This window comes from Cytobacillus solani, from assembly GCF_001420595.1.
In the GTDB taxonomy this organism is placed as follows: Bacteria; Bacillota; Bacilli; order Bacillales; family Cytobacillaceae; genus Cytobacillus; species Cytobacillus solani.
In genome coordinates this window covers 4404130-4420879 of the sequence record NZ_LJIX01000006.1, presented here as the reverse complement: position 1 = coordinate 4420879, position 16750 = coordinate 4404130, and the positions used below count along the sequence as shown (strand labels likewise).

The window sequence follows — 16750 nt, the reverse complement described above, 5'->3', positions numbered from 1 at the left end:
ATGGCAATCTTTTTACTTATTATCATCCTAATTTTATGTTTAATCATCTTTGTTCAATATAAAACGAATAAAATGAGGAGTAAGAATTTAAAGCAAATCCAAAGAAAATTACATGACATTACATCCAATTCTACTAATGAAAAAGTACTGCTTTTCACGGACGATAAAGAACTTATTGCCCTTGTAAATGAATTAAATCAGCTGTTAGACGTTAATCTAAACGCATTAGCCAATTATAAAAAATCTGAGCAATCGATAAAAAAGATGATTTCTAATATTTCTCATGATTTAAAGACGCCATTGACGGTTGTATTAGGCTACATCGAAATGATCCAACTAGATAGTGAAATGAACGAGGAGGAGAGGAGCCTTATATTATCTAAGGTTCATAAAAAAACAATTGAAGTAATTGATCTGATCCATAAGTTTTTCGATTTGGCCAAATTGGAAGCTGAAGATAAACATATTTCGATGACAAGAGTACATATGAATGAGATTTGCAGAAAAAACATATTAGATTATTATGATGTTTTAACAGCTAAAGGGTTTACTGTCCATATTGAAATTCCTGATTCTCCGATCTATGCATTGGGTAATTTGGAAGTTCTTGATCGAATTTTAAATAACCTCATTTCGAATGCTATTCAGCATGGGAAAGATGGAAGGACGATTGGTTTATCGTTACGAAATGAAGAGGAGCTTGTTTATGTAGATATTTGGGACAGAGGAAAAGGCATAAATGAGCTGTATAAAGATCGAGTGTTTGAAAGAATGTACACTCTTGAGGATTCGAGGAATAAATTTTATCAAGGAAGTGGATTAGGTCTTACCATTACTAAGAGGTTAGTTGAGAAATTGGGTGGATCCATTCAGCTGAGCAGTATACCTTATGAGAAAACAGTTTTTTCTTTTACATTAAAACGAATGACATATTAAGGAGAACTCGTTTCGGAAGTTAACGACGAGTTCTCTTTATTTGAACTTAAGAAAATTGTAAGAATTGCGTAAGGAAAAAGTGAATTCTGTTCCTTAATCTAAAAGTAAGAAATGAATTTGTAGCCATGCATGAATAATGCTCCCCATCTTCACTACAGCTTATGGCAATAGATAGGACACTGAAAAAATGAAAGGAGATTCAAAAATGACCTACATTGTAAGAACTACACAATTAACAAAGACGTATATGGGTAAAGAAGTTGTATCGAATGTCAATATGAATATTAAAAAAGGAGAAATCTATGGTTTTCTTGGACCGAATGGAGCGGGGAAAACAACGATCATGAGGATGATTACAAATCTGGTAAAACCGACGGGTGGAGAAATTGATCTATTTGGTGAAAAACTAACGAATCACTCCTATCATCTTTTAGGAAGGATGGGAACGATTATTGAGTACCCAATCTTTTATGAAAAGCTTACAGCAAAGAAAAACTTGGAGCTTCATTGTGAGTATATGGGGTTTCATGAAAGCAAGGCCATTGATGAAGCACTGGATCTTGTCCATTTGAAAAATGTGGATGATAAGTTAGTGAAGGACTTCTCTCTTGGTATGAAACAAAGACTTGGCATTGCTAGAGCTATTGTTACGAAACCGGAATTGCTTATCTTGGATGAACCGATTAATGGGCTGGATCCTGTTGGAATAAAGGAAATTCGAGACCTGTTCAAATTATTAAGTGCGGAATATGGGGTAACTATCTTAGTTTCTAGTCATATTTTAGGGGAGATTGAACAAATAGCAGATACAATTGGGGTAATTAACCAAGGGAAGTTAATAGAGGAAGTAGCGATGGAACAGATTCGTGAAAAGAATACCGAATTTATTGAGTTTGTAACGAATGATTGCAGAAAATCCGTATTTGTATTAGAGCATATATTAAAGATTACTAATTTTAGAGTCATTGATAATCGTTTAATTAGAGTGTATGATTCCTCCGTACCACAAAGTGAAATAACAAAAACATTCGTTTTGAATGATATTATCATTGAATCTATCCATAAGAAGAATAGTTCGTTAGAAGACCATTTCTTAACGCTGTTGAACGGAGGTGGAATCAGTGCTTAAATTAATTAAATTGGAAATGAAAAAGTATAAAATGGGAGGATATGTACGAAGCTCACTCATTACAAATGTTATTATACTAGGAGTCATTTGCCTTATTAGCTATGTGGAAAAGTTGGAGGGCACAAGAGTTTTCGAAGATTATGCTATGGCATTGCAACTGATCGAAACACTCATCAGAGCAACATTTATTATATTTGCAGCGGTACTTATTTCAAGATTAGTCATTAATGAATATAAAAATAAATCGATAACAGTCCTTTTTATGTATCCTATTAACCGCAAATTTCTTATAATGGCAAAACTGCTTATTATTGTTATTTTTACGTTCGTAAATATAATAGCAGCTAATATTTTTGTAGGTGGCGGGTTTTATTTGGTAGACCAATTTGCTCAAATGGTCCCTGATCAGCTTACATTATCAGGCTTAGGAAAACATTCGGCAAGTGTTGTAATGAATGCTTTAGCAGCAAGCTGTATGAGTCTTATTCCTCTCTACTTTGGGATGAGAAAGTTCTCCGGATCTACTACGATCATATCTTCCATTTTTATAGTATTAATTGTCTGTCAGAATATGAATGGTTTTACCTTAAACTCCATTGTCCTTATACCGATTTCACTCGCTGTAATTGGAGCCATTACTGCTTATTTAGCCATACGTAATATAGAAAATAAAGACGTGATTCATTAATGAATCGTAGTTAAGTACCTAGTCAGCCCATGAAAAATCATGGGCTTTATTTATGCAGGTCAATAAAGGGAAATGGACGTTGGAACAAAGTTAATATTATATACCTTGTTTGAAAATCTAAGGTAAGACTTTTTTAAAAAAAAAGACTAATAGTATTGAGACTCCTGTCAGATTAAGGTAACATGTATATTTGTTAATAGATTCCTATTAATGTATATTTTTTACTAGAGAGGAGAGAATGATAATGAAAAAAATATTTAAGAGTGTTGCTATGCTTGTCATGGCTGTATTCCTCGTTTCATCATTTTCAGTCAGTTCAGCATTTGCTGCATCGGACAGTGCAAAGAACTGTGTTCCTAAAAAGGTTATGTGGGGGAAAACGGAACTTAAGAGTGGCCAATTAGGAAAGGTTACTATCTTAAAAGAAACAAAGTTATACTCTTTAAAAGACAATAAGCTAGTAGCTGATAAAGCACTCCCTGTTAAAGGTGAGTATAGAGTTTATTCTTTTAAAAATGTTTCTACCAGTGATATTTATGGCGTTGGCGGCGGCAAGTATATCAAAAAAGATAGCTCTATTAAATACGAAACTCCTTCCAAGCGAAAGCTAGCAGAGCTCAAAGCGGCTAGCTGTAAGACGGAACAGGTTGCTGAAAATGAGGGCGGATTCTTCTGGAAGGCAGAGAAGAATGGCAATACGGTTTATATGCTAGGTTCCATACATTTGGGAATCGAAGAATTTTATCCGTTAAATTCAAAAATAATGAAAGCATTCAATGAATCCAAATATTTAGCTGTAGAAGCAGATATCCTTAACTTAAATCCTCTTGAATTCCAACAGACCATCCTTGAAAAGGCAGTCTATGAAGACGGTTCAACGATTGAGGATCATATCTCAAAGGAACTTTACAAGAAACTAACAGATACCTTTGTTAGCTATGGTGGAGATATGAACGAGATCAAGCATTTAAAACCTTGGTATTTAAGCATGAGTTTAGATAGTTTAAAAACAATGGATCCTAAATATAAAGCTGAATTAGGAATTGATCATTATTTCTTGTCTAATGCAGGTAATAAAAAGGTCATTGAGTTAGAGGGAGCAGAATTCCAAATCAACATGCTGTCTGGATTCTCAGAAGATGTACAAATCAAGTTACTTGAAGACTCTTTAAAAACTGATAATGCTAATGATGGACTAGCACCGCTTATAAAGGCATGGCAAACGAGCGATGATGCTGCCATTGAAAAATTACTATTTAGCGTTCCTGATAATAGCCCAGAATACAAAGCCTATATGACTGAAATGTTTGATAACAGAAATGTGGGGATGGCGAATAAAATTGAAAAGTATCTAACAGGTACTTCAAAAGGAACATATTTTGTCGTCGTGGGTGCTGGACATTACTTTGGTGATATGAGTATCATCAAGCTGCTTGAAAATAAAGGATTAAAGATTGAAAAACTTCAATAGAACATTTTTTAAATGAGAGCTGCCACCTGAAGGTTAGCACTTGATGAATACAGATAATAGCCGCTGCCTAATAAAGGCAGCGGTTTTGTTACATAAAGGGAATGTATTATAATAGTAATTAACAGTCAAAAAAAATTCACATTTTTTAATGAAATACCCCTTTACATACTATACGGGGGTATAATATAATAAGCGCAAGGGGGAAAACCATATGGGTTTCGATCTAGAAAAAGATGCAATGCTGTCAGAAGAAGAAAACTGCTGTTCAAGCGGGAGTGAAAGAAAGAGCCATCATTCTGATAAGGTGAAAAGTAATCTTGTCACACGATTAAACCGTATAGAAGGACAAATCCGCGGAATAAAAGGCTTAATCGAAAGAGACACTTATTGTGATGATGTGATCACGCAAATTTCTGCGACGCAATCAGCGTTGAATAGTGTTGCAAAAATTCTTCTTGAAGGGCATTTAAAGGGCTGTGTGGTTGATCGCCTTCAAGAGGGAGATACGGAAGTATTAGATGAAGTTCTTGTAACCATTCATAAATTGATGAAAAAATAAGGAGTGTTAAAGATGGAAAAAGTAACTCTAAATGTAGCAGGCATGTCATGTGGACATTGTGTGAAAGCAATCGAAGGAAGCGTAGGCGAATTAGCAGGTGTTTCTAAGGTTAACGTTCACCTTGAAAATGGAACAGTAGATGTTGAGTATTCTTCAACAGAAGTATCATTAGATAAAATTAAAGAAACGATTGATGATCAAGGATATGATGTAAACTAATATTTCGCGTTCTAGCCGTGCTAAAGTTTAGCACGCTCTCTTTTTCAAAAAAATATACCCTATATAGGTATAGGAGGCTTAAAGAAATGAGTGAAAAAGTGGTTGAAAGTCAGTTTCAAATTACCGGAATGACCTGTGCAGCATGTGCAACACGAATTGAAAAGGGTCTAAATAAAATGGAAGGTGTGTCAGATGCGAATGTGAACCTGGCACTCGAAAAGGCATCAGTAAAATTTGATGCTGCAAAGATGGGGCCAGCTGATATTCAGGAAAAAATCAGAGCGCTTGGCTATGATGTGATCACGGAAAAGGTTGAACTCGTTCTAACTGGAATGACTTGTGCAGCATGTGCGATTCGCATCGAGAAAGGTCTAAATAAAATGGATGGGATTATAAGCGCGAACGTGAACCTTGCCTTAGAAAAGGCAGCGGTTGAGTTTAATCCGTCCATCGTATCACCAGCTGAGATGACACAAAAGGTAGAAAAACTTGGCTATGGAGCAAGTGTGAAAAGTGAGGATAATGAGAAAGGAACGGTCGACCATCGATTAAAAGAAATCGAAAAGCAGCAAGGGAAATTTATTTTTTCCCTGATCCTATCCTTGCCGCTTTTATGGGCAATGGCTGGTCACTTTAGCTTTACCTCTTTTATATACGTACCTGAAGCATTTATGAATCCGTGGGTGCAAATGGCACTTGCCACACCTGTACAATTTTATATTGGTAAGCAGTTTTATGTAGGTGCATATAAGGCGTTAAGAAATAAGAGTGCAAATATGGATGTGCTTGTTGCATTAGGGACATCAGCTGCTTATTTTTACAGCTTATATTTATCTTTAAAAACCATTGGCAGCGGTGCGCATCCGGAAGGACTTTATTTTGAAACAAGTGCTGTGCTTATTACATTAATTATTCTTGGTAAAGTTTTTGAGGCAAAAGCGAAAGGCCGTTCTTCAGAAGCAATCAAGAAATTAATGGGCTTGCAGGCAAAAACAGCAACTGTCATTCGAGAAGAAAAAGAAATGGAAATCCCGCTAGAGGAAGTAGTTGCTGGAGACATTATTCTAGTAAAGCCAGGAGAGAAAATTCCAGTCGATGGCGAAATTCTTGAAGGCCAGTCTGCCCTTGATGAGTCAATGATAACAGGAGAAAGTGTTCCAGTTGATAAGACGGTTGGGGATAGAGTTATTGGCGCAACATTAAACAAAAATGGATTTATTAAAATAAAAGCAACAAAGGTAGGGAAAGAGACAGCTCTTGCCCAAATTATTAAAGTGGTAGAAGAAGCACAAGGTTCAAAAGCGCCGATCCAGCGTCTAGCGGATTCTATTTCCGGTGTCTTTGTACCAATTGTTGTAGGAATTGCTGTCATCACATTTTTCGTGTGGTACTTGTTTGTTGCACCAGGTGACTTTGCAGAAGCACTCGAGAAATTAATTGCCGTCCTTGTTATTGCATGTCCATGTGCACTCGGTCTTGCTACACCAACATCTATTATGGCAGGATCTGGCCGGGCTGCAGAATATGGTGTTCTTTTTAAAGGTGGAGAGCATCTTGAAATGACGCATCGAATTAATACAGTGATTTTAGACAAAACAGGTACAATCACAAATGGAGCACCAGTATTAACGGATGTCATCACAAAACTAGAAGAAGCGGAATTTTTAACATTAGTCGGTTCAGCAGAAAAGCAATCTGAACACCCGCTTGCACAGGCAATCGTTGAAGGAATTCAGGAGAAAAACATCACTCTTACCCACCCTAGTGCGTTTGAGGCAATCCCAGGCTACGGAATTAAAGCCCTCGTTGATGGGAAAGAAGTGCTAGCCGGCACACGACGTTTAATGAAAAAATTCAATATTGAAATAGAACATGTGTCAGACGATATGCTTACTCTTGAAAAGCAAGGAAAAACAGCGATGTTAGTAGCAATCGATGGTGCATTCGCAGGAATTGTTGCTGTTGCCGATACAATAAAAGAAACATCAACCGAAGCCATTAGCCGTTTAAAGGATTTGGGACTTGAAGTAATTATGATTACAGGCGACAACGAGCAAACGGCACAAGCGATTGCGAAGCTTGCTGGGGTCGACCGTGTAATCGCAGAGGTTCTCCCTGAAGGAAAAGCAGAAGAAGTGAAGAAGCTTCAGCAGCAAGGGAAGAAAGTCGCAATGGTAGGAGACGGAATTAACGATGCACCAGCGTTAGCAGTGGCTGATATTGGAATGGCAATCGGAACAGGAACGGACGTTGCGATGGAAGCAGCTGATATCACCTTAATTAGAGGCGATTTAAACAGCATTGCCGATGCCATCTTTATGAGTAAGAAAACGATCCGCAATATTAAGCAGAATCTATTCTGGGCCTTTGGCTACAACACGCTTGGCATTCCGATTGCAGCTCTAGGATTTCTGGCACCATGGCTTGCTGGAGCAGCAATGGCCTTCAGTTCAGTTTCTGTTGTCCTCAATGCCCTTCGTCTACAACGAGTAAAATTATAAGGGAGAGATTCATATGAAAAAATGGGCGCTTTCAGCAATCGTTTATCTGTTAATTGTCGTAGGTGGATACTACTCCTATACGGCGATTGCTGGATCACCAGTTGATGATCCTGGTCATTCTGATACGGAGCAGCATGAAAAGTAAGATGAAATAGGGTTTTCATTTGGAGATAAGGAATAGATGGTTTAAAAAGATCCCCACGGCTGCTCTAAACAGCTGTGGGGATCTTTTTTAATTAGGTTTTATCCTAAGTCTGAAAATAAAAATAATTCAGTTTTTAATGATTTACACGACAGATAGAACACTCTATAATCAAAGGAATGGCGTTTAACAAATAAAGAAAGTGAGGGGTAATGAAGGAAAGTATATGTTGTTCTAAGACTTCTACAGCATTGGCTCTATGATAAAAGAAGCAGGGGTGAGAGAGCAGTGAAAATAGCCTATTTCCAGCTGGCATTATCAATGGCTTTTGTAGGCGCAAATGTTGCGGTTGGCAAAATAATTGTTGAGGATGTCCCGATCTTTCTTTTTTCCGAAATAAGATTCCTGATTGCTTTACTTTTTTTAGTTCCAATGATGTTGATCAGCCGGCCGCAAGCGGTGAAGTTGCAGAAAAGTCACTGGGGCTATTTAATTTTGCAGTCATTTTTTGGTGTTTTCTTGTTTAGTGTTCTCATGCTTTATGGGGTACGTTTTACATCTGCTACAGCTGCAGGAATTATTACGAGTACCGTTCCAGCAGTAATCGCCCTTCTGTCATTTTTCTTTTTAAGAGAAAGAATGTCTGCTCCACAGGCTATTTCTATTTGTCTTGCAGTCTTAGGGATATCAATTATTACCTTTCAAACGAACTCATCAACTATAGATAGCCCCTTATTTTTACTCGGAAATGTACTTGTCTTTGGTGCCGTTATTTCAGAAGCCTTGTTTACCATATTTGCCAAAAAGCTATCAGCTGTGCTGACGCCGATTCAAATGGCTACAGGAGTGAACATCATAGGCTTTATTTTCTTTCTTCCTTTTTCGATAAAGGAAGCGATCACATATAATTTCTTAGATTTGGACCTAACTGTATACCTGCTTATTGTTTATTATGCAATCACTGCCAGTGTGCTTTCATTCGTTCTTTGGTATAAAGGAGTTGCAAAGGTAAGCGCTAATATAGCGGGAATCTTTACAGGGTTTATTCCAATAACGGCAACATTGGTAGGCATTGGTTTATTAAAAGAACCTTTTGGCCTGAATCAACTGATTGGAATCATGTGTGTGTTAGGAGCAATATATCTTGGAACAAGAGGAACAGAAACAAAGGAAATGGATCAATCCTCTCAACATTCAAAAACGTATCATTGATCATTGCATTCATAAATTTCGAAAAAGTAGTTGACTTTTTATTTTATTGAATGTAAAGTATATTTCAAGTTAACCAAATCGAATATGTGAAGTACTTCTTATCAAGAGAGGTTGAGGGACTGGCCCTACGACACCTCGGCAACGGACTTATTGTACCGTGCCAATTCCAGCAAGCATGTCTTGATAGATAAGAAGAGGCGCAAACGTTGAATTCTGTCCTCTTCTTTTTAAGAAGAGGTTTTTTGTTGTAAACAACAAAGGAGGAATTCGAGTTTTTTGTGTAATAATCATAGTTTTCGCATTGGAATAATAAAAATAAATATACATTCTTATCGAGAGAGGCAGAGGGACTGGCCCGATGAAGCCTCGGCAGCGGATTCCATTTTGGAATCTATGCCAAATCCAGCAAGCGAAAAGCTTGAGAGATAAGAAGAGACCCCCTGCCCTTTATTTGTGAATAAAGGAATGCCCTCTTCTTGTTTTCAGGAAGAGGGATTTTTATTTCCTTTTTTTCATAAAGGACTGGGGCACGCAATTAAAAAAGATCAAAAGTTTGCCTGCACACCCACAGGCAATTCCAGTATAAAGGTGTCAGTCACCGGAAGGAGAGAACAAAATGATTGAATTTCAAAATTTGAAAAAGGTGTATACCAGCGGCGGACAGCAGGTTGCGGCACTGAATGGAATTAATTTAACAATCAATAAAGGGGAGATTTTCGGTGTAATCGGGTTTAGCGGAGCGGGAAAAAGCTCGCTTATCCGCTGTGTCAATTGGCTCGAGCAGCCTACATCTGGCCGTGTGATTGTGGATGGATATGATCTGACAGCTTTATCAGCAAAGGAAATCCGTGAGGTAAAAAGAAATATCGGGATGGTCTTTCAGCATTTCAATCTCCTAAACTCAAAAACGGTGTTTGCGAATGTGGCCATGCCATTAATTCTAGCAAAGGTGCCAAAAGAGGAAATGAAGAAAAGAGTGAATGAGCTATTAGAGTTTGTAGGTTTGTCAGACAAAGCGAATAATTATCCAGATCAGCTATCAGGCGGGCAGAAGCAGCGGATCGGTATTGCAAGGGCACTCGCTACAAAGCCTTCGATTCTCTTATGTGATGAGGCAACTTCTGCACTTGATCCGCAAACAACAAGCTCGATCCTGGAGCTGTTGAAAAAAATAAATCGAGAATATAACATTACGATTCTCATTATCACCCATGAGATGGCAGTCATCCGAGAAATTTGTGATCGGGTTGCAGTTATTGAAGCGGGGAAGATCATTGAGGAAGGGACTGTTTTCAATGTCTTTTCGTCACCGAAAACAGAGACGGCAAGAAACTTTGTCAGCTCGGTCATGAATGACCAAATTCCTGATTCCATTAAAGAAATTGTTGAGAAAAATGAAGGACTTCAAAAGATTTTCCGAATCAATTTTATCGGCAATTCAGCAGGCCAGCCGCTGCTCTCACAGCTGGCGAAGAAGTTTGACATTCACATCAATGTTCTTTTTGGAAATATTACCGAGCTGCAAGGCACACCTTTCGGGAATTTGATCGTTGAATTTCAGGGGGCAGAGAGTGAAATCAACCGGGCATTAATGTTTATCAGCCAAGAGAAAGTAACAGTAAAGGAAGTGAAAGCACATGCTAGTTAATTCAGAGCAAATTATTGAAGCGCTAATTGAAACGATTCAGATGGTGGCATTTTCTCTATTATTTTCAGCTGTTCTCGGTTTGCCGCTAGGAATTCTTCTTGTCATAACAAGAAAGGGACATCTGCTGGAAAATTTGCCAGTTTTCAATGTAAGCAACGGAATTATTAATATTTTCCGCTCGGTGCCATTCATTATTTTAATGGTGGCGATCATACCGGTTACAAGGCTGATTGTAGGCACATCAATCGGAACAGCGGCAGCAGTCGTTCCACTCGTATTTTACGCTGGTCCATATATTGCCAGATTAATAGAAAATTCCTTGCTTGAAGTAGACCCAGGTGTCCTTGAAGCAGCTCAGGCGATGGGAGCAACACCGGCGCAAATCATTTTCAAATTTCTCATCCCAGAGGCGCTTAGCTCTTTAGTATTAGCCTTTACGATTGCAACAATTGGTTTAGTAGGAGCTTCTGCAATGGCTGGAGCTGTTGGCGGGGGAGGACTTGGTGATTTAGCTATTACATATGGCTATCAGCGGTTCGACACAATGGTTATGCTGATCACAGTAGGTATTTTAGTCGTAATGGTTCAAGGGCTGCAAACCTTTGGCAATATTTTATCAAAAAGAATTCGCAGACGATAATCAGGAGGATGACAACAATGAAAAAGTTATTTTTAGCATTCATTATTTTAACACTGGCCGTTTTTAGTACAGCGTGCTCAAGCGAAACAAGCGGAAAAGAAAAAACCGTAAAAGTGAAGATTGGTGTAAGCGGATCAGATAACCGCATTTGGGACTTCGTAGCAGAAAAGGCAGCAAAGGAAGGCATTGAAGTAGAAATAATCAGTTTCTCTGACTATGTACAGCCGAACATTGCCCTAGCTGAAGGCGAGCTTGATGCCAATGCATTCCAAACCGTTGCGTACTTTGACTCTTTTATAAAGGAACATAATTTAGATTTAGTGCCAATTGCCACGACAGTTCTTGCACCAATGGGAATTTATTCTGAAAAATATAAGTCTATTGATGAAATTCCTGAGGGAGGAAAAATAGCGGTACCAAATGATGTATCCAATATGGGAAGAGCGCTGCTTCTTCTTCAAGAAGCTGGCCTGATTAAGCTGACAGACGATTACGATGGCAACGGATCATTAGATAAAATCGTTGAAAATCCTAAAAATCTTGAAATTGTCGAAATGGTTGCAGCACAAACACCGCGTGTTCTCCCAGATGTAGCAGCTTCCGTCATTAATAACGGAATTGCAGTTGATGCAGGATTCAATCCAACGAAGGACTCCATTTACCATGAGAGTGCTACTGCTACTCCATATGTCAATATTATTGCCACACGAGCAGAAGACAAGGACAAGAAACATCTAAAGAGATTGGCTGAGCTTTATCAAGAGGATGATGTAGCTGAATTTATCGAAAAAGAATACAAAGGAAATTCCATTCCAACATTTATTCCGTTAAGCGATATTGGCTGGTAATGGATTTAAATAAAAAACATTAGGGAGGAAATAACCATGTCAACACCATTAAAAACAATCGATGAGTTAAAAATAGCAATTAACGAGAATGTGGAAAGCAATAAGGAGCTTTATATTTCAGCTAGTCATCAAATTCATGCAAAGCCTGAAATCGGAAATGAAGAGTATTTTGCTTCAGGACTGCTGATTGACATTCTTGAGAAAGAAGGATTTGAGGTGGAAAAGGCAGTAGCTGGACACCATACTTCTTTCCTTGCTCGTAAAAAATCCTTCTTAGAAGGACCGGCTATCGCATTTCTAGCTGAGTATGATGCGCTACCTGGTCTTGGTCATGCATGTGGCCATAACATCATTGGAACAACGAGTGTTGGAGCTGCGATCGCATTAAGCAAGGCATTAGATGAAACTGGAGGAGAGGTTGTTGTATTAGGGACTCCTGCCGAAGAAGGTGGTCCAAATGGAAGTGCAAAAGGAAGCTTTGTAAAGCATGGGCTATTAGAAGGGATTGATGCCGCATTAATGATCCATCCATCTAATCAAACAAGGCTGACGAGCACATCACTAGCTGTCGATCCGCTTGACTTTGAGTTTATTGGCAAGCCAGCACATGCAGCAGCTGCTCCACACGAAGGCATTAATGCACTTGATGCGGTTATCCAGCTATTCAATGGAGTCAATGCGTTACGTCAACAGTTAAAGGATGATGTCCGCATTCATGGGATTATTACAGACGGCGGAGACGCGCCGAATATTATTCCTGAATATGCGAAAGCAAGATTCTTTATCCGTGCAGCAACAAGAGCACATTTAAATGAAGTAACAAAGAAGGTAAAGGCTATTGCTGAAGGTGCAGCACTAGCGACGGGTGCTACGCTTAATATCATCGCTTTCCAAAATGAAGTTGATAATCTTCTATTAAATAGGAAGTTTGATGAAGTATTTCATCGCATCATCGAGGAATTAGGGGAAACAGTTATTTTAGATGATAAGGATGGCATTGGTTCAACAGATGCTGGAAACATCAGTCAAGTAGTACCGACAATCCACCCGTATATTAAAATTGGTGCAGATGATCTCGTTGGTCATACAGTTCCGTTTAGAGAGGCAGCTGCTTCTAAAAAGGGAGATGAAGCATTAATTACTGGAGCGAAGGCACTTGCTTTAACTGGACTGGAATTAATAATCAACTCTGAATTATTAACAGCGATCAAAGACGAATTTAATGAAAGAAAAGCTGCTGAGGACAAATAGGGGTATTTTGAGAACAAGCTCATTAGAGAGGTCTAAGAGATAAAATCGATAGGAGCTGTCTCATGGTATTGAAGAGAAAAAGAGGCCACGTATAAAGAGTATGGAGCCCGATTTTTTAAAAAAGAGGAAAAAGAAGTCACATAAGAAGCATGCATCCTGATTTTTCAAGAAAAAAGGATCTTTCGATTGGACAGAATCCCCCAAAAAGCGAAAGAAATCGTCTCATAGAAGGATTCTATAAGATCAACTCTGATTTAAACCCAAACAGAAAATCCAAAGAAACAGAGGGTGTCCCGATAGTAAATTCAGGACACCCTTCTTCAGTACATAGAAAAACAGTTCCATTTAAGTAACCACTACACTAAAACGATGCACAAAAAATACACTACTACATTTTTACCATAACAAGTTATTTTCGCATCTGCTCTTGTGCCATGCGTACAAGCTCTTTTACCATGTTTCCGCCAATTTCGCCGCCGACTTTTCCTGCTTCTTTTGAAGTTAGACTGCCGTTATACCCCTTTTGAAGCGGAACACCAACTTCATTTGCTACCTCATATTTCACATGATCGGGATTATCTTGGTCAATAGGGTATCCTTTGTTTTTCATTACTTGATTTTTTAACTGATCCAACGCTCCCCGTGATTCTGGAACGAGCGGACGCCGCTTTCTTCTAGCCATCGTAAGTATGCCTCCCTGAAATGTTATATGATTATCATGTGGTGAAAGGTATAGAATCATTCGGTTAAATCGGTGGTGTATGTTACCAAAATAAGCTATTCTATTGGTAGGTGAAATTAGTAAAAGAAGGTGTAATGATTGGGATTAAAATTTTTATCGGCCCTGCTGATTCCAGGTTTGCTAGTAGTGCTGTTTACAAGGGTAGCATATAATCATGTGATTGGCCTTGTCCTGACGGTAGCATTAATTGCAGCTTCTGTTTATAAAGGCTACACAGATTCATTTTGGCTTATTGTCGTTGACGCCTTTTCTTTGACGGTTGGATTTTGGTATTCACAGCGGATGAAAAAGAATTTTCAGAGAAAATCCTAGATAAAACATATGGTAGACCTGTCGGCGCTTCTTCGACAGGTTTTTTAATTGGAATAAATGAAACATAAAAGTTAATCAAACGTTTGATTAACTTTGCTTCGACTAAATCCCTCTTGATTCGTGCGAAATAGTAGTCATTTAGCTTAATTAAAGCTCATATTTCTTGGGAAATTGTCGAGAAAAAATCCATTCTTTCTATGTAAAACAAGAATGATTGAGAACTAATCAAACGTTTGATTCATTACATTTCAGCAATATGAACCTATTTTCGATAAAATCCCTTCTGGAATATTTAACTAACTGAAAAATAAAACGAATATTCGTTCGCATATTGCTGGTTTGTATGAACAGTTTTGTGGTAGAATGTATATAAGAATAAAGTTAAAAAATGACAAATCAGCAACAGCCAGCCCTTACACATTCAAGCTGATTGATAATAGAGAAAAGTATAAATGAACTGGAGGCTTTTTAGTGAAGGACCAATTTAAACTAGTCTCAAAGTATTCTCCGCAAGGCGATCAGCCTGAGGCAATCAGAAAAATTGTTGAAGGAATCCAAGCGGGAAAACGCCATCAAACGCTTTTAGGGGCGACAGGAACAGGAAAGACATTCACAATTTCAAATGTGATTAAAGAAGTCAATCGGCCAACTTTGATTATTGCGCACAATAAAACATTGGCTGGTCAGCTTTATAGTGAATTTAAAGAGTTTTTTCCTGATAACGCGGTAGAATACTTTGTCAGTTATTACGATTATTTTCAGCCGGAGGCGTATGTTCCATCCACTGATACTTTTATAGAAAAAGACTCGAGTGTGAACGATGAAATTGATAAACTGCGCCACTCTGCGACATCCTCCTTATTTGAACGTCGAGATGTCATTATTATAGCCAGTGTTTCCTGTATTTATGGATTGGGATCACCGGAAGAGTATAGGGAGCTTGTTCTATCTCTTCGCACAGGGATGGAAATTGAAAGAAATCAATTGCTGCGGAAGCTAGTGGACATTCAATATGAACGAAATGACATTAACTTTCAGCGTGGAGCATTTCGTGTTCGTGGCGATGTGGTGGAAATATTCCCTGCTTCGAAGGACGAGCACTGTTTGCGTGTGGAATTTTTCGGGGATGAAATTGAACGGATACGTGAAGTCGATGCACTGACCGGAGAAATTATTGGCGAAAGAGAACATGTTGCTATTTTTCCTGCATCTCACTTCGTAACCCGTGAGGAAAAAATGCTCGTAGCCATTCAAAATATCGAAAAGGAATTGGAAGAACGGTTAGCAGATTTGCGTGACAATAACAGGCTGCTTGAAGCTCAGCGTTTAGAACAGAGAACTCGTTATGATCTCGAAATGATGAGAGAGATGGGCTTTTGTTCAGGGATTGAGAACTATTCCAGGCATTTAACATTAAGGCCACCAGGGTCAACTCCATATACACTGCTGGACTATTTTCCAAAGGATTTGCTTATCGTCATTGATGAGTCCCATGTGACGCTTCCGCAAATACGCGGAATGTACAATGGAGACCAAGCACGGAAATCTGTCCTTGTTGAACATGGCTTCCGTCTTCCATCAGCATTAGATAACCGTCCGTTAATGTTTCCTGAGTTTGAGAAACATATCGATCAAATTGTTTATGTTTCTGCAACCCCTGGACCATACGAGCTTGAACATACTCCAGAAATGATTGAGCAAATTATCCGTCCAACGGGGCTGCTTGATCCAACGATCGATGTCCGTCCGATAGAAGGACAAATTGATGACCTGATTGGTGAAATCCAAGATCGAATTAAGCGCAATGAGCGTGTGCTGATTACTACTTTGACGAAAAAAATGTCTGAAGACTTGACCGACTATTTAAAGGAAATCGGCATTAAAGTTCAATACTTGCATTCTGAGGTAAAAACATTAGAGCGGATTGAAATCATCCGTGAGCTTCGTCTTGGAACGTACGATGTTCTAGTCGGAATCAATCTTTTAAGAGAAGGTCTTGATATTCCGGAGGTTTCTTTAGTAGCGATTCTAGATGCTGACAAGGAAGGCTTCCTTCGTTCGGAGCGTTCCCTTATTCAGACGATTGGACGTGCAGCCCGAAATGCAAATGGGCATGTCATCATGTATGCGGATAAAATCACTAATTCTATGGAATTAGCACTTAGTGAGACGAAACGGCGCCGCACAATGCAGGAGGAACACAATCTGAAACATGGAATCACACCGCAGACGATTCAAAAAGATATTCGCGAAGTTATACGTGCCACTCATGCAGATGAGGAACAAGAAGAATATAAGGCTTCATCCCAAATCGGCAAGCTGAATAAGAAAGAACGAGAAAAATTAATTGTAAATATGGAAAAAGAAATGAAGGAAGCGGCGAAAGCACTCAATTTCGAACGTGCTGCCGAGCTTCGTGATTTATTATTAGAATTGAAAGCGGAAGGATGAC

The 16750-nt window shown here is 38.6% G+C and carries 16 protein-coding genes and 2 riboswitches; of the genes, 15 read left to right on the top strand and 1 reads right to left on the bottom strand.

Translation table 11 applies throughout. The features are described 5' to 3' along the window. The 13 genes from AN957_RS23915 to AN957_RS23860 all read left to right on the top strand — a co-directional run bounded on the left by AN957_RS23915 (position 1) and on the right by AN957_RS23860 (position 13244). A complete protein-coding gene (locus AN957_RS23915) occupies positions 1 to 936 on the top strand; it encodes a sensor histidine kinase (RefSeq protein ID WP_056686492.1) in 936 nt (311 codons plus the stop codon). Between the two features lie 205 nt (positions 937 to 1141). Continuing rightward, entirely contained in the window at positions 1142 to 2065 is a 924-nt protein-coding gene (locus AN957_RS23910) for an ABC transporter ATP-binding protein (RefSeq protein ID WP_056686488.1), read from the top strand. Further along, positions 2058 to 2753, top strand: a complete 696-nt coding sequence (locus AN957_RS23905; protein WP_056686486.1) for an ABC transporter permease — start codon at positions 2058 to 2060, stop codon at positions 2751 to 2753. The genes AN957_RS23910 and AN957_RS23905 overlap by 8 nt, the downstream gene beginning before the upstream one ends. Before the next feature lie 244 nt (positions 2754 to 2997). Then, positions 2998 to 4224, top strand: a complete 1227-nt coding sequence (locus AN957_RS23900; RefSeq protein WP_053478780.1) for a TraB/GumN family protein — start codon at positions 2998 to 3000, stop codon at positions 4222 to 4224. 211 nt (positions 4225 to 4435) lie between these two features. After that, on the top strand, positions 4436 to 4783 hold the full coding sequence (locus AN957_RS23895) for a metal-sensitive transcriptional regulator (RefSeq protein WP_053478781.1): 348 nt from the start codon (positions 4436 to 4438) through the stop codon (positions 4781 to 4783). 12 nt (positions 4784 to 4795) lie between these two features. Beyond that, on the top strand, positions 4796 to 5002 hold the full coding sequence (gene copZ / locus AN957_RS23890) for a copper chaperone CopZ (protein ID WP_056686482.1): 207 nt from the start codon (positions 4796 to 4798) through the stop codon (positions 5000 to 5002). 86 nt (positions 5003 to 5088) lie between these two features. Then, a complete protein-coding gene (locus AN957_RS23885) occupies positions 5089 to 7503 on the top strand; it encodes a heavy metal translocating P-type ATPase (RefSeq protein ID WP_056686479.1) in 2415 nt (804 codons plus the stop codon). Positions 7504 to 7516: 13 nt separating this feature from the next. Continuing rightward, positions 7517 to 7648 (top strand): hypothetical protein, encoded by a 132-nt coding sequence (locus AN957_RS28945; protein ID WP_281176519.1) that lies wholly within the window; start codon positions 7517 to 7519, stop codon positions 7646 to 7648. Positions 7649 to 7933: 285 nt separating this feature from the next. After that, a complete protein-coding gene (locus AN957_RS23880) occupies positions 7934 to 8857 on the top strand; it encodes a DMT family transporter (RefSeq protein ID WP_075209238.1) in 924 nt (307 codons plus the stop codon). Positions 8858 to 8952: 95 nt separating this feature from the next. Continuing rightward, positions 8953 to 9051, top strand: a riboswitch (SAM riboswitch). 132 nt (positions 9052 to 9183) lie between these two features. Then, positions 9184 to 9289, top strand: a riboswitch (SAM riboswitch). Positions 9290 to 9473: 184 nt separating this feature from the next. Beyond that, positions 9474 to 10505: a methionine ABC transporter ATP-binding protein gene (locus AN957_RS23875; RefSeq protein ID WP_056686476.1), complete on the top strand. Its 1032-nt coding sequence runs from the start codon at positions 9474 to 9476 to the stop codon at positions 10503 to 10505. Continuing rightward, the gene (locus AN957_RS23870; RefSeq protein ID WP_056686474.1) at positions 10495 to 11145 is read left to right on the top strand and encodes a methionine ABC transporter permease; all 651 of its coding nucleotides are present in this window, start codon (positions 10495 to 10497) and stop codon (positions 11143 to 11145) included. The genes AN957_RS23875 and AN957_RS23870 overlap by 11 nt, the downstream gene beginning before the upstream one ends. Before the next feature lie 17 nt (positions 11146 to 11162). After that, on the top strand, positions 11163 to 11993 hold the full coding sequence (locus tag AN957_RS23865) for a MetQ/NlpA family ABC transporter substrate-binding protein (RefSeq protein ID WP_053478786.1): 831 nt from the start codon (positions 11163 to 11165) through the stop codon (positions 11991 to 11993). Between the two features lie 36 nt (positions 11994 to 12029). After that, positions 12030 to 13244, top strand: coding sequence for a M20 family metallopeptidase (locus tag AN957_RS23860; RefSeq protein WP_056686471.1), 1215 nt, complete (start codon positions 12030 to 12032; stop codon positions 13242 to 13244). 409 nt (positions 13245 to 13653) lie between these two features. Here AN957_RS23860 and AN957_RS23850 read toward each other — a convergent pair whose 3' ends face one another. After that, complete coding sequence (locus tag AN957_RS23850; RefSeq protein WP_056686465.1) at positions 13654 to 13926, bottom strand: alpha/beta-type small acid-soluble spore protein; 273 nt, start codon at positions 13924 to 13926, stop codon at positions 13654 to 13656. A 138-nt stretch (positions 13927 to 14064) separates the two neighbouring features. Between AN957_RS23850 and AN957_RS23845 the strand changes: the two genes are divergently transcribed. Both AN957_RS23845 and uvrB read left to right on the top strand, forming a co-directional pair. Continuing rightward, positions 14065 to 14298 (top strand): CsbA family protein, encoded by a 234-nt coding sequence (locus AN957_RS23845; protein WP_053478790.1) that lies wholly within the window; start codon positions 14065 to 14067, stop codon positions 14296 to 14298. Positions 14299 to 14769: 471 nt separating this feature from the next. Next, entirely contained in the window at positions 14770 to 16749 is a 1980-nt protein-coding gene (gene uvrB, locus AN957_RS23840; RefSeq protein ID WP_056686462.1) for an excinuclease ABC subunit UvrB, read from the top strand. Position 16750 lies beyond the last annotated feature (1 nt).

What these genes read in the sequence shown, in the direction of transcription:
- AN957_RS23915 (WP_056686492.1), top strand. Translation starts at nt 1, where the DNA reads ATGGCAATCTTTTTACTTATTATCATCCTAATTTTATGTTTAATCATC.
- AN957_RS23900 (WP_053478780.1), top strand. Translation starts at nt 2,998, where the DNA reads ATGAAAAAAATATTTAAGAGTGTTGCTATGCTTGTCATGGCTGTATTC.
- copZ (WP_056686482.1), top strand. Translation starts at nt 4,796, where the DNA reads ATGGAAAAAGTAACTCTAAATGTAGCAGGCATGTCATGTGGACATTGT.
- AN957_RS23865 (WP_053478786.1), top strand. Translation starts at nt 11,163, where the DNA reads ATGAAAAAGTTATTTTTAGCATTCATTATTTTAACACTGGCCGTTTTT.
- AN957_RS28945 (WP_281176519.1), top strand. Translation starts at nt 7,517, where the DNA reads ATGAAAAAATGGGCGCTTTCAGCAATCGTTTATCTGTTAATTGTCGTA.
- AN957_RS23875 (WP_056686476.1), top strand. Translation starts at nt 9,474, where the DNA reads ATGATTGAATTTCAAAATTTGAAAAAGGTGTATACCAGCGGCGGACAG.
- AN957_RS23870 (WP_056686474.1), top strand. Translation starts at nt 10,495, where the DNA reads ATGCTAGTTAATTCAGAGCAAATTATTGAAGCGCTAATTGAAACGATT.
- AN957_RS23885 (WP_056686479.1), top strand. Translation starts at nt 5,089, where the DNA reads ATGAGTGAAAAAGTGGTTGAAAGTCAGTTTCAAATTACCGGAATGACC.
- AN957_RS23910 (WP_056686488.1), top strand. Translation starts at nt 1,142, where the DNA reads ATGACCTACATTGTAAGAACTACACAATTAACAAAGACGTATATGGGT.
- AN957_RS23895 (WP_053478781.1), top strand. Translation starts at nt 4,436, where the DNA reads ATGGGTTTCGATCTAGAAAAAGATGCAATGCTGTCAGAAGAAGAAAAC.
- AN957_RS23860 (WP_056686471.1), top strand. Translation starts at nt 12,030, where the DNA reads ATGTCAACACCATTAAAAACAATCGATGAGTTAAAAATAGCAATTAAC.
- AN957_RS23850 (WP_056686465.1), bottom strand. Translation starts at nt 13,926, where the DNA reads ATGGCTAGAAGAAAGCGGCGTCCGCTCGTTCCAGAATCACGGGGAGCG.